Here is a 14,099-nt window from a genome sequence, read left to right as displayed (position 1 = left end):
ACACAAGGCGGATGCATGAGGCCAAAGGAACTGGGACTCGAACGGTTGGGCTGTCCGGCCACTCCGGCACATAGGACGACGTTTCCTGTCGCATGTCTCGACCCCAAGAGCGGTCAGCTCTGCGGCCCGAACGCCGGCTGGTACGACCGTTCGCCTGTCGCCACCGCCGACAGCACCGTCGGCGACTACCTCGCGTACTGGCTCGGCACCGTCGCCGTCCACCGGCTCCGCGAGAACACCCACACCCGCTACGCCGCCTGCGTCCGCCTCCACCTCATCCCCGGACTCGACACCAAGAAGGTCGCCCGCCTCACGGCCAAGGACGTGCGCACCTTCCTCGACCGGCTCCGCACCACCTGTCAGTGCTGCACCCAGGGCCTGGACACGAACGGAAGAGGTGCCGCGCCATCGGCGAATGTTGCCAGAAGCAGCTGTCCGCTTTGACCGTGACCTACGTGCACTCGGTGCTCAAGTTGGCACTGGAACACGCCGTCCGCGAAGACGAGCTGCCTCGAAACGTCGCCCACAACGTCAAGACCACCACGCACCAGCCCAGACGCTTCCGTCCGCTCACCGCAGCCGAAGCCCGCCAGTTCCTCGACGCGGCCCGCGCCGACCGGCGCCACGCCCTGTACGAACTCGCCCTCCGCACCGGACTCCGCAAAGGCGAACTCCTCGGCCTCCACTGGGAAGACCTCGACCTCATTACCGGAACGGCCAACATCCGTCGCTCGCTCCAGCGCACCCGCACCGGCGGCCTCACACATCTGCCCACCAAGACCCGGGCATCCGAACGTCGTATCGCTCTACTGTCCGACTGCATCCACTTCCTCAAGATGCACCAGGAACGGCAGGACAAGGAGCGCGAGACCGCAGGGCCGGGTTGGAGAGACAACAGTCTCGTCTTCACCACGCCCACAGGACGGCCTCTCGACCCGGACAACCTCACCCGCCGCTTCCTCGTCCGGGCCGGACTCCGACGCGTCCGCTTCCACGACCCCCGACACTCGACCGCGACCCTGCTCCTCGAACAGGGCGTCGAACTCGTCGTCATCAAGGAACTCCTCGGCCACGCCCACATCGGTGTCACCGCCGGCGTCTACGCACACGTACGCCTCCGACTCCAGCGTGACGCCATCGATGCCCTGGGCCACGCCCTTGGCGGCCAGGACGACGACCTTGACGACCCGCCTGCCGCAGCCGTCGTCCGCTGGCGTTGCCATCATCGTTGCCGTCAAGACGCCGCAGGCGCCCCACCAAAGAACTGGTGGGGCGCCTGTCCGTGTAGCGGAAGAACACCAGCGATCTATTTGAGCGGGGCCTTCCAAATCTCCGCGTCACGCGACAGGGCAATGGACCACACATCCCCTGGCGCCGGAAATCCAGGCTCACTCAAATGCTCATCTATCACGTGAATGAGTGCGCGGGATTCAGGGATCCAAAATCTCCTATAGCGCGATCGAGTAGCATCCTCGATCAATTCTACCCTAATACCGACTTCAAGGACAGATTGCATCAAGTCGGAGAATGGGATTCGATCCGGGAAGGCTCCATACGCACGGAATAGCGACTCAGGAATCACATCTCCGTGAGGCAGCGACAATCGGTGCACCTGGATACTAATCCCGACACAATCCCATGATCCTTCGGATCGCAGGAATGACAGCTCCACGAGACCGTAGTCTCGACGCATGCGGCCTTTGCGCACGTCATCGACGTAGCCGTCGCCGAGAGCCTGCTCCCATTGAGCGGGACTGGACCCCAACCCCAACTCTCGAACTTGACCAGTCACGGACACATCGCTGAAGAAACTCAGACTAGTCACCCCATCTTCTCCAATGCCTTGATGAGGAAGTGTATCTCGGCTGCCCGATTGGACTGCATGCCAAACTCTCCAGCGTTCATACTGGCGCGAGCCGACTTGGCCTTATCGATGATGTCGGCCCTGAGGCTCGGATTCGAATGAATCTCATCCAGAACCTTCTGGACCTCTTTCGGACTAGCCGTGCCGGACCGAAGGCGAATACCTTCAGCCCCAACCCCGCCTTGACCATTCGGGAAGATCCTTACCTCATTCTTCCCGATGTGAATATGAGCCCCCTTGGTAGCCCAATCCTGGTATGCAACGGACGCGTGAATGCATCCATTAGAATTGTGAACCAGGACCGGCGTGGCCCCCGCCAGCACATAGTACGTGTGGAGATCGGCGACTGTCAGGTTGTAGGTCTGAGCCTTCTTGGTGAAGGGACGGTTTCCTGTGACGATGACCGTGTTGCCCTCGTCGGTCAGCAGTGTCATGCCCGACTTGAGCTCTCGGGCTTCCAGCCAGTCCTGCTCGGACGGAGACCAGAACGGATGCTCGTGCGTGGCTGTGAGCAGTTCTACACCGTCTTCGGTGGCGATCGAAAGCTCGTTGAAGTGCTTGTCGTCAGTCGTGACGATGAGAGCGGTGACTTCACGAGCTCCTGACTCGCCGGTTACCGGATCTTTCGCCGCCACCTCGTCACCTAGTTCAACATCCTCGATTGTCTTAGTCGAGCCGTCCGCCATGAGGACGGAAGTGCCGGCAAGGAAGCATTTACACCCTTGAGGACCTCCCTTGCCCTTCTTGGGCTTTCCGAAAAGCCATCTGATCAAACCGGAGCCATACTCCTCAACCTTCTTAGCGATCTTCAGACCTGGCAGGCTCATCGCCGCCTGTCCGCAAGAGCCGAGGTTTCGGTTATAGCAACCTTGGAAAGCCTCAACGTCCGGAAGAGGGAAGGTAACTACTTCGAACGCCACTCTCTCAGCAATGCTTGGCTCAGGTCGATCCTTACCCCATACAAATGTTTTTGTGCCCGATCCCCTGGCTACTCCAGAATTTCGCGCCGTGGGCGACCATATGTAGCTGACCACCATGGCGTTTTTCGTGCTGCCCATCCTCGCGTAGTGGCGGTTCACGTCCCGGTAGCTCCAGCCACCGTAGCTGTCGCGAAACCAACCGCTGCCCTGCTTGCCCCTCTCTCTGTAGTACTGCTCGTCGTACTGCGGGCCACGCCCGGTAGGCCCGTCGGGCCGAAGACCGGTCGGATCGGACCAGGTCATTGGGTTGTTGTTGGCGTAGGTGTAGCCGTGGATCTGTTGGGGGTCCGAGAGATCCATGATCGGGTCGACGGAGACAAAACGGCCGATCATGCGGTCGTATTCGCGGGCGCCGAGGTGGGTGAGGCCGGTGACGTCGGTGTCGTCGGTGCCGCCCACGAAGCCCTTGGTGCCGGGCCAGGAGTTCGGCAGGGTGCCTCGGAGGCCGCCGAAGGGGAGGGTTCGGCGCTGGGTCATCTCCAGCGTCGCGGCTTCGATGGCCAGGTTGCCGGTGCCGTGGTGGTCGGCGACCGTCAGGGTCCACTTGCCGTCGTCGGAGAGGACGGCCTGGTGGCCGCCGCCCAGCGGGACGTACCGGGTGGCCTTCGGCTTCGAGGCGCCCTTGGGGAGGACGAGTTCGGTGTGGTCCCCGAGGTAGAGGGTGGTCTCCTTGTCGGTGCGGGCGATGAGCCGGTTGCCGTCGGTGTCGTAGAGGTACTCGGTGACCTTGTCGGGCTTGCCCTCGACGGGTTCGGACACGCGGGCCAGGCGGCCTTCGGCGTCCCAGGTGAGTTGCTGGGTGGTGCCGTAGACGCGCCGGCTGGTGGTGTTGCCGGTCTCGTCGTAGCCGTAGGCGTCCTGTGACGTGCCGGTCGGGCCGGTCTGGGTCACGGACTTCAAGGTGTGCGGCTGCGGCTGGCCGGGCTCCGGGTACTCGTAGGTGCGGCGGACGTCCTTGGTGCTGTCACCTGCGGTGTCGTGCAGGGTCTCGGTGAGGCGGTTGCCGACCTTGTCGTAGGTGTAGGAGTGCCGGTAGGGGGCGACTCCGCCGACGTTGGACGCGGTCGGGGCGCCGGCGCAGGTCTTGGTGCCCTGCGTCCATGCCTGGGTGAGACGCCGCAGGTAGTCGTAGGTGAAGCACTGGGTGTCGGTACCGTCGCGCGAGACGTCGGAGATCGAGGTGACGTTGCCGATCTCGTCGTAGCGGTACGTCTTGTGCTGGTCGACGCCCGGCACCTCTTCGCGGTCGACGCGGGAGGTGGCGAGGCGCTGGGTGCCCCACTCGTAGGTGTTGGTGACCTGTGTCTTCTTTGTTCCGCTGCCGGAAGCGCCCAGGGTGTACTGGAGCGGCTTGCCGGTCAGGGAGTAGACGGTGTCCGCGCGGAAGCCGGCAGAGGAGACAGCGGTCGGACGGAAGGTGTCGTCCTCGTAGCTGTAGTTCCACCCCTTGCCCGCGATGTTGCCCATGGCGGAGAAGCTCCGCGTCTGGGGCAGGCCGTTCATGTAGAAGGCCGACGCCTCGTGGTAGGTGCCGGCGAGGGCTCCCTCGGAGGCAGGGATCTCCACGGCGGTGCGCACCGCGCGGTAGTGCTTGTCGTAGTCGGTGACCTTCCGGGTGTACGCGGCGCCGTTGACGTAGCGGGTCGCCTCGGCGAGGTGGCCTTGGGCGCCGCTGACAGTGTCGTAGGTCCAGGTCATGCGCAGAGGACCGGTCGTGCTGTTCTCGCGCATGGCCGTCTGGCGGCCCAAATTGTCGTAGACGTTGACCAGTTTGGCGCCGCGCGCGTCGGTGCGGGACGTGAGCTCGCCACGGTCGTTGTATGTCTGAGTCGTCGTGCCCTTGTCCGGGTCGGTCGTCTGGATCTGGCGTCCAAGCTGGTCGTAGGTGTACGTCCAGACGTTGCCGCCGGGGTCGGTGACCCGGGTCAGCTCGCCACGGTTGTTGTGCGCGTACCGAGTGGTGTCGTACGCGGCGGTGGCGGAACGCGTGTGATGCTGGCGCAGCTCGGTGGTGAGGCCGCGCGCGTCGACCAGCGTGGTGGTGGCGGTGCCACCGACCGGCGGGATGACGGTCGTGCGGTCGCCGCCGTGGATCGTGCGGGTGATGCCGAGCACCGCGCCGCCGTCGCCGTTGCCGGCGATCTGCCGCGACTCGGTCTCGCGGCCCAGGCCGTCGTAGACGTGTCGGGTCTGGGTTTCGACGGTGAGCGCGTCGTTGGGCTGGAAGAGCGTCCGGCTCTGGGCGCTCTCGTTGTAGTAGGGCGCGAACGTCTTGGTGACGAGTCCGCGCTCGTCGTAGAAGACGTCGGAGATCAGGCGGCCGCCGTTCGGGCCGGGCGCCTGGGTCTGCCGTTCACGCAGGAAGCCGTCGTAGACCGTGTAGGACGAGACCTGGTCGCCGCCGTTCAAGGTCAGGCTGCGGGACTCGACCGCCACCGGCTGGCCGTCGTTGAGGTGGTAGAGGAAGTGCTTGTGGGGATGCTGGCCCAGATTCCTGTCCGCCAGCCAGACCTTCGAGGAGCGGCCGAGGGCGTCGTAGGTGAGGGTCGTCTTAACACCGTTGGTGTCGACGACGGACACCGGCTGGCCGCGCAGCGGCTCGACCTCGGTGGTCGTGGTCTGGATGGTGGTGTTGTCGCCGGCCTTGGCCGGCGGCGTCTTCTGGACGATGGTCGTCGGGAAGCCGGTCGCCGGGCTGTAGGTGGTGGTGCTGGTGCGTCCGTCGGCGCGGGCGGTGCGGACGATGCCGCCGGTGCTGCTCACGGTGACGTTCGCGGTCAGGTCGGTCGCGTTACGGGGACGGCCGTAGGAGTCGTAGGTGGTGCCGGACTCCAAGTAGGTGGCCGTGGTGCCGTTGTGCGACTTGAGGGTCGCGACCGCCGTGACGTCGCCCTTGGTCGGCGGAGCGTCGTAGTCGCCGCCGTCGTAGGCGGTCCGGACATCGGAGACGACGTCCTTCGCGCGGTTCGGGCTGTTGGCGCAGGCCGTGGACACCGTCTCCTCGCGCGAGACCGCGTTGAGGATGTTCAGGTCGGTGTTGGTGGCGTACGTCGTGCGGGTGCACTGGTTGTCGGCGGCGGTGCTGGTATCGCCCCGGTCATCGAACTCGACCACGCGGCCCGCGACGGTGTCGTAGGTCATCGAGACGGACGTCGTGCGCCAGTCGGCACCGGCGCCGTCGTCGAGGGAGATCCAGTCGCGGGAGGAGGAGGTGCCGGTGAAGTGGGAGGCGATGGTGCCCCAGTCCCGGACCTTCTTTGCTGTCTCGTGACGCCAGGGGCGGTTCACCGTCTTGGCGAGGACCTTGCCGCCGGGCTTGTCGAAGGTGACCGTCTTGTAGTTGAAGCCGGCCACGGCGTCGTGGTCGGTGATCGGGTCGCCCTCACCCTCGTCGAGGGTGACGCTGACGGACTTGGTTCCGCCGCTCGGGCCCTGCCGGTCGCCGTGCATGCCGCGCAGGAAGTAGCTGTCGGTCTGCGAGCGCATCGCGGACGTGCCGCCCTGGCCGCCGTTGAGCACGCTGACGTGGCGGTAGCCGCGCCACTGCGACCAGGTCTTGTGCTTCTCCTTGGTCAGGCCGTTGTCGTCGTCGTAGTGCCAGGCGGCGCCGCCGTTGTACTGGTAGCGGGTGACCTGGTCGGGCGAGCCGCCGGTGCGGTCGGTCGCGGTGAGCGAGGTGACGACGTACTTGTTGAACCACTGGAGTTCGGGGTCGTCGGTGCCGGAGCCGCCGATGTACTGCGGGAAGCAGCGGGTGGTGTTGTTCTGCGGTGTGGGCAGGTTGTTCTCGTCGCAGGTGGGCGCCGAGTAGTTGACCGAGATCTGACCGCCGGACTCGTCGTCGACCGTGGAGACGCGGGACTTGACGAACGGCGCGTAGCCGTCGCCGGTCTTGTCGAGGCGGTTGACGAGCTGCGTGTACGCGAACGTGGTGCGCGGCAGCTTGATGGCCGGGGTGGCCGTGTGGCCGGTGCGCTCGATGGAGGTGAGCAGCAGCTGGTAGTCGATGTCGGCCTTGCCCCAGCTGTGCCGCAGCTGCCAGGTGTCGACCTTGTCGTAGGTGCTGCCGTTCAGGACCTCGGTGGTGATGTGGGTGAGCCGCTTACGCGTCCAGAAGGACGGGGAGAAGCGGCCGCGGTCGCACTCGGCGCTCGTGTCGCAGTTGAGGTCCCACGGGGTGTCCCGCCAGTAGACAGCGTCCTTGGAGATAGACGTGCAGTCGGAGTACGAGGAGACGAAGCAGCGCTCGCTGTTGGTGAACTGGACGCGGGCGAGCGGCTGCGTGCCGTACATCGAGCTGGACTTCAGGCCGTACTCGATGCGGTTGAGGTAGCCGCCGCGGGTGTAGCGCGTGTTGGCCTTGGCGTCGAGGTTGCGCCCGTAGGAGTTCTGCTCTCGGGTGTAGTAGTACGCGAGCGCGTTGCCGTGGCGGTCGACGGCGTAGTCCAGGTTCCACCGCCATGCCTGCTGGCACCAGGAGTCCTTGAACGTGGCGGCGTTGCACGGCTCACCGGAATTGTTGCCGTAGACCGGGACGTTCCACGTGGAGTTGGTGACCGGCTTGCCTTCGGACCAGCCGGGGAGCCGGTGGTAGCCAAAGTAGTAGCGGTTGCCGTCCGGGTCGGTGAGGCGCCAGTACTCGCCGTCGTTGTCGCCGTTGCCCCGGTTGCTGGAGGTGAGGCGGGCGATGCGTGAGCCGTCGTCGCTCTTGAACTTCCACTCGTTGCCGCTGGTGGGAACGAGTTCGCCGCCCTTGCCGTTGAAGGTGATGAACGCGTTGTCGTAGGCCCAGCAGAGGTCGCCCGGCTTGTTGCCGTCGGCGTTCTTCACACCGTCGTCGGCACAGGGCTTGTAGCGGCGCTCGATGTAGCCGGGCCACAGGTCGAAGCCGTCGCCGGCCCAGGAGCCCTGGTTGTTCGTGCCGCCGGTGCGGCCGTCGATCGAGCCGGAGGAGTAGCTGAGGCCGACGTTCGGCGTCATGCCGCCGGGGACGTCCGGCACGCCCATGTCGTAGGACCAGCTGAAGTCACCGGTGTTGAGGTTGGTGTCCCAGGTCGCCGACGGGGAGAGGGAGGTGGCGGTGTAGTCGCCGTTCTCGCCTTCCTCGCTGGCCACGGCGGCCATCAGCGTCGGGCCGGAGGTGCGCAGGGTCACCGCGTCGGCGGTGAGGGTCTGCTTCTCGGTGTCGTTGGTCGTCGGGACTGGCTTCGTCTTGCGGCAGGCGGCCTTCTTGGGTGTCGTCAGGATGCACTCGGGCAGCTCGACGAGCGTGAGGCGGGCGCCGTAGCCGCCGCCGTAGGCGTCGGCGAAGCCGGAGTAGTCGAGACGGGTGCCGACGCTCTCGACGGTGTCGGCCGCCTTCGCCGGTGCGTCCTGTTCGGGGGCGCGGCGCTTCTTGGTCGTGGCGTCCTGCCGCGGTTCCAGGGTGAACAGCAGGCCGTCGACGCCTGCGCGTTCGGCGGTCTTGCGGCTGAGGACGCGGGCCCGGACCTGGCCGTTGCCGCCGTTGTTCTCGGCGGCACGGCCGGCCTTGGTGGGCGGCTGCGCCGCGCTGAGCGCGAGCGGCAGGCCCTTGGCCTCGACCGGCTTGGCGGCCTTCCCGGCCCTGGCCTGCGCCGCGGGGACCTCGACCACTGCCGAGTCGGCCTTCGGCCATGCGGCCTTCGGCTTCTCCTCCGGGGGCAGCCCGGTGGCGGCGCGCGGCTTGGTCTTCTTGACGGCCTTGCCGTCCACCGGCTTCTCGGCTGCCGGGAGGCCCGGCAGTCCGCTGTCCTTGTCGGCGGCGCCGGCGGCCGGCATCGCGGCGGCCTGGAGGAGGGTGGCGACCATGACCGCCGATATCCCCAGTGCTGTTCGTCTACGGAACGCGCCGCCTCTTCGGCGCGGTCCTGCTTTCCCGTTCATCGTGTTCTCAGTCCTCGTTTCGAGCGCCACCGGTGGGGCGGCGCGCTGTCAGTGACTGGTTGGGTGGTCGTGTGCGTACGGGCCGGAGCCTTGGTCGGCTCCGGCCCGTACGCTGCGTGATCAGGCGTTCGGTACCTCGGTCGGGATCTCGAAGAACTCCGCCGCGAGGCGTTCGACCTGCGTGTCGCTCAGGGCGCCCTGGAAGACCCAGACGTCGTCGACGACGCCGGGGAAGTACTCACCCCAGCTGCCGGCGCGCTTGGTGCGACCGACCTGCAGGGTCCTGCTCGCCTTGTAGGTCAGCGCGTTCTCCGCCCATGGCACGAGCTCCCGGCAGGCGCTGTCGTCGACGTCGCCGTCGGCGTCGTCGTCGGCGCAGACGAACTCCTCCATCTGGCCGTCGACGTACAGGCGCATCTCCTTCGCGAAGCCGTCGTAGACGACCGTGAGGTGCGTCCACTCCCGCGCGTCGTTGAAGTTGCCGTTCTCGGCGTGCACGACCGTCGCCGAGTTGGAGTCGCGGTCGCCCACCTCCAACTGCCAGCGGCCCGGGGTCCGTTCAGAGCTGTCCGGGATGTAGCGGACGGTGAAGGCGCCTTGGTTGGTGCCTTCGGCTCCGACGAGTGCGACGCCGTTCGTCGGGAGCGCCGCGGCCTGCGCCCAGGCGGTCACCGTGAAGCTTCCGCTGGTGTCGACCGGGACGGAGGGGACGCTGCCGTAGGCGGTCTTGCCGTCCAGTTCGAGGCCGCCGCCGAAGAAGCCGTTGTTGACGCGGCGCGCTCCGCCGGCCAGCGTCATGGCCTGCCCCTCGGGGGACTCGTCCGGGACGCTGGTGGTGCCGGACTCGAACATCCAGCGGCCCTTGACGACCGGCCGCTGCTTGAAGAGCTGCTGCACCTCGCTGTCGGACACCGGTCGGGTGAAGACCCGCACGTCGTCGATGGTGCCGGGGAAGAACCCGGCCATCGAGCCATTGATGCGAGCGGCGCCCACGTACATCGACTGGTCCGCGTAGAACGCTCCGTCCAGGGCGACGTCTCCCGCCTTGCGGCCGTTGACGTAGAGGGTGAGGGTGCCGGCGACCTTGTCGTGGACGCCGGTCAGGTGGACCCACTCACCCGCCCTGGCCGTGGTGCCTTCCGGCTGCATCGCGCGGATGACCTTGGCTCCCGGCTCGTCCGACGCGTACTGGTTGAGAATCCAGCGGTCGAAGTGTCCCGAGTAGTAGAGGCCGAAGCCCAGGCCGTTCTGTCCCGACTGAGCCGCCACGATGGCCGTGCCCGTGGGCTTGCGGTCGAGTTTGGCCCATGCGCTGACGGTGAAGCTGCGGCTTGTGACGACATGTGGGCCGCTGGTGCGGCCGATCTGCGCGTAGCCGTTGGTGCCGTTGAAGCGGGCGGCCTTGCCCGCGACCCCGGGTACACCGGTTGTGACGCCGCCGTGGTACTCGGCGGGCAACACGTCACCGTGACCGGCCACCCTGCCGGCACCGGCGGCCTCGTCGAGTGCGAACGTCGCGACGGCGGGGCGCCCGGGGTCGCCGACCTGCTGGTGGGAGTAGAGCTTGTTCACCTCGTTCTGCGTGACGCGCTTGTCGAAGAGCTGGACGTCGTCGATCGCTCCGGGCAGGAAGTACTTGACCTCACCGCCGTACAGGCCGGCGCCGAGTTGGAAGCCGCGTCGCGCGTCCCATGCCTTCGGCAGCGGCGTCTCTCCGACCAGCTGAGCGTCGACGTACAGACTGATGGTCTTCGCCGAGCTGTTGTAAGAGCCGACGAGGTGTGTCCACTTACCCGCCGTCACGCCACCCGGCTTGTCGGCCATCGCTCGGATGATCTTCGCGTCCGGTGCGTCGGTCTCGTACTGGTTGAAGACCCACCGGTCGAAGTGCGAGGAGTAGTAGAGATCGAAGCCTGGGCCGTGGTTGCCGGGCTGGTTGGCCACGATGGCGGGCCCGTCCGGCTTCCGGTCCAGTTTGACCCAGGCCGAGACGGAGAACCCGAGATTCGTGTTGACGATCGGAACGTCCGTGGCGGCGTATCCAGTGTTTCCGTCGAAGTGCAGGGCCTTGCCGCGCTTCCCGGTGACACCGGCCGTGGCACCTCCGTGCAGCCCGAGGTACTGCGCTGGAGTGACACCTTCGGCAGCGCTCGCGCCCGACCCCTCGTCGAACTGCCACGTGGCTCGCTCGGGCTGACCGGACTTCACACGGAACTGGTAGGTACGGACCTCGGAGGCGTTACCAGCGGAGTCGAACGCCTGGGCCGTCACGAAGTTGAGGCCTGGCTTGGCGGGCAGCAGGTCGGCGGTTCGGGCCGCGCCGCCGGAAGTGGTGATCTGGTTGGCGGCGATCGGGTCGCCGTTGAAGCCGTAGCGGTAGCGGGTGACGTCGCCGTCGGACGCCTTCAGCGTGAAGCGTCCGTACTGGCCGACACCGTCGTGCCACGGGTCCTGCGGGTCTTCCGGATCGGACGCCGGGTACTCACCCGAGCTGATCGTCGGCGCCTTCGGCACGGAGGTGTCGTAGACGAAGTAGCAGCCCGTCGGGTCACCGGCGTAGGACCACGGCGAGTACTGGGCGCCGTCGTAGGAGCGCGCGTACCAGTGGACGGTCCGGTTCTGCGGGATGCTCGTCGGCATCGAGATCGAGAAGCTCGACCCGGACTTCTTCGCGGTGGTCCGGGCGGGCTTCCAGCGGGCGATGAGGCCCTTGCCGTCTCCGTTGTCCCACTTGGCCTGGAACTGGACGGAGACGTTGTCGCCGTCCGGGTCGGTGACGTTGTTGGCGTAGATCTTGCCGAGGCTGCGCACCCGCGCGGGGTTCTCCGGCCTCTTGCAGGTGCCGCCGTACTCCATCGTGAGCTGCGACATCTTGATCTGCGACGGCGGGCGGTTGTACTGGACCCGCAGGAACGCCTTGTCGGAGAAGCGCTTCCATCCGTAGCGGTCGGTCTCGCTGGAGGCGCGCAGGCCGAACGTCAGTGTCGACCACTTCTTGTCGGCCGCTTCCTGCACCGCCGACTTCACGTTGAACTCGGCGTCCTTGGCGGCGCAGCCGGTGTAGCCGTGCGCGAAGGAACGCGAGGCGAGCTGGTTGATCCAGAAGCCGGAGGCGTTCTGAGAGTTCCACGTGGTGGAACTGTTGATGTCCTTGGTGCGCCAGAGCTGCACGCCGCGCGCCTCGCAGGACGCGGAGTGGACGTTCCGCACGACGAACTCGGCGGACAGCACGCTCTTGCCCGCGAACTTCGACGTCGGAATGCGGTAGAAGAGGCGCTTGGTGTCCTCCGGCTGGCAGTACGCCCAGCCGCAGAAGCCCATGCCCGCGTCCGGGTCGCCGTTGAACTTCCACTGCGGCGAGTTGGCCCAGTACTTGGAGGCCATCGTCCAGGCGCTGGCGCGGGGGCTGTACCACTGCGGGTCGATGAAGACCGGGTACTCGGTGTCCTTGCCGCGCAGCACTTCCTTGTCCGGGGTGAGGACAAGCTCGCGCTCGCCGCGGACCTTGACGCCCACGGGGGCGAGCTTGCCGGACTCGCCGGCGCCGGGCTCGTCCCGCTCGGTCTGCTCGGTGCTCTTCGGCTGCGCGAGGGAGCGGGCGGCGGGAGCGGACAGCTTCGCGCTCGCCTTCGGCTCGGTGTCCGCGCCTCGGCTGCTGTCCCACATGACGGGGGTGGCGGCCTCGAAGACGGCCGTGCCGGCACCCTCGTCGAGCGCCGCCAGGCCGCCCTCGTCGGTCTCCTCGACGTCCAGCCCCTCGGCGTCGAGCTTCAGCCGAAGCTCGGTCAACTCGTCGCTGGCCGCTGCCTCGGCCGACTTGACGACGAGGATCTGGGTGAAGCCGTCGGGCTGGGCACCCATACGCAGGTCTACGCCGGGCAGCACCTCGCGGTAGGTGGCGGTGTCGCCGTCGATCACCGGGGCCGGCAGTTCGCCCGGCCATCCCAACTCCAGTTGGCGGCCGGCGCGGTTCATGCGGACCAGCGGAGCCTTCCCGCCGCCGGAGAACTCCAGCCCGACAGTCGCCGCCTTGGGCGCCACGACGCCGTCGCGCTTCACAAGGTCGGTGTCCACGTCACGCCACTTGCCGCCGAGTCGCGTCCGGACCGGCCGAAGGTACTCGCGTCGCTCGAGGTTGCCGTTCGGCAGCGCGAACACTTCGCTGCTCTCGGCCCGTTGAGAGGCGATCTCCACCGGCTCGCCGGTGGCCTTCGCCTGCTCCAGCGCCTCGGCCTCGGTTGCCGCCGCGGCAGCGGCGGTCTTCTCTGATGCGGTCTCAGTCGGTTGCTGCGGTTCCACCGGAACCGCCCGCGCGGCGGGCATCAGCCCCACCGCGAGCGCGGCACTCAGCGTGACCGCGAGCGCCCCCGTTCGTGCGCTTCCGCGCACCCGTCTTCCCATGCCCCCACACACTCCGTTTACAAACGTGACGGTCAAGACAAACAAGAGGCCGAAACTAGTCGGGCGGCCAGGAAGGCGACAGGTCCGCAATTCGGACCAACCGCCCGGGTTCCCCATCACGCCGGTGAGGTTCACCACAGCCATAAAAGGTTGCATTGGACTAGACAACGGATCCGTTCCGGCACCGCAACGACAAGATCACGACCGCCTGGGGACAGATGCGCGCTTCACCGCCACTTGGAGTTGCCACCAGGCCACCCTCAGAGAACCACACAGTTTTTTCTGCAAAAGTACTTTTGCAATACTGCCCTTCGGAGCTACGTTGCGGGTATGGGTGAGGAGACGCGGAAGAGGGTGTTGGATCCGGAGCGGGATGGGGAGGCGTTGAAGGCGCTGACGCATCCGTTGCGGATCCGGCTGCTGGGGCTGTTGCGGACGTACGGGCCGGCGACAGCGACGGAGTTGGGCGCGCGGACGGAGGAGTCGTCGGCGTCGACGAGCTACCACCTGCGGGTGCTGGCGAGGCACGGGTTTGTCGCCGAGGCGGAGCATCGGGACGGGCGGGAGCGGCGCTGGCGGGCCGTGCACGAGCTGACCAGTTGGAGCAACGCGGCGATGTCGGGCGCGCCGGGGGCCCGGGAGTTCGTGGACGTCGCGCGGCGGGCGCAGGTCGATCATCTGGTGGAGAGTCTGGCGCGGTACGAGGCGGAGATGGACGCCGGGCGGCTCGGTGCGGAGTGGCGGGAGAACACCGGTGTCAGTGATCTGATGCCGCGTCTGACACCGGAGTCGCTCAGGGAGTTGAACGAGGAGTTCGAGCGGCGGGTGGAGGAGTTGGCGGCGCGGGACGCGGGTGATCCGCGTGCCCGGCGGGTGGCGGTGTTCTACGCCGCGGCGCCGCTGGCGGACGAGGAGGACCGGTCGGGTGGGGACGGGGTCGAGCGGTGAGC

3 protein-coding genes and 1 pseudogene are annotated in these 14,099 nt (G+C 67.0%); 2 read left to right on the top strand and 2 right to left on the bottom strand.

Annotated elements, in window-relative coordinates:
- Positions 1-153: 153 nt before the first annotated feature.
- A pseudogene (locus GL263_RS10070) lies at positions 154-1,211 on the top strand (tyrosine-type recombinase/integrase); the annotation flags it as partial.
- 610 nt (positions 1,212-1,821) lie between these two features.
- On the opposite strand, the gene GL263_RS10065 reads toward GL263_RS10070, so the two are convergent.
- Positions 1,822-8,673: a polymorphic toxin-type HINT domain-containing protein gene (locus tag GL263_RS10065; protein ID WP_182855264.1), complete on the bottom strand. Its 6,852-nt coding sequence runs from the start codon at positions 8,671-8,673 to the stop codon at positions 1,822-1,824.
- A 195-nt stretch (positions 8,674-8,868) separates the two neighbouring features.
- Complete coding sequence (locus GL263_RS10060) at positions 8,869-13,149, bottom strand: LamG-like jellyroll fold domain-containing protein (protein WP_182855263.1); 4,281 nt, start codon at positions 13,147-13,149, stop codon at positions 8,869-8,871.
- Positions 13,150-13,479: 330 nt separating this feature from the next.
- Between GL263_RS10060 and GL263_RS10055 the strand changes: the two genes are divergently transcribed.
- Entirely contained in the window at positions 13,480-14,097 is a 618-nt protein-coding gene (locus GL263_RS10055; protein WP_182855262.1) for an ArsR/SmtB family transcription factor, read from the top strand.
- The last annotated feature ends 2 nt before the right edge of the window (positions 14,098-14,099 follow it).

The organism is Streptomyces durbertensis, assembly GCF_014156695.1.
GTDB classification, from domain to species: Bacteria; Actinomycetota; Actinomycetes; order Streptomycetales; family Streptomycetaceae; genus Streptomyces; species Streptomyces durbertensis.
The sequence above is the reverse complement of the archived record's forward strand: the minus strand, read 5'-3'. Positions and strand labels throughout refer to the sequence as shown.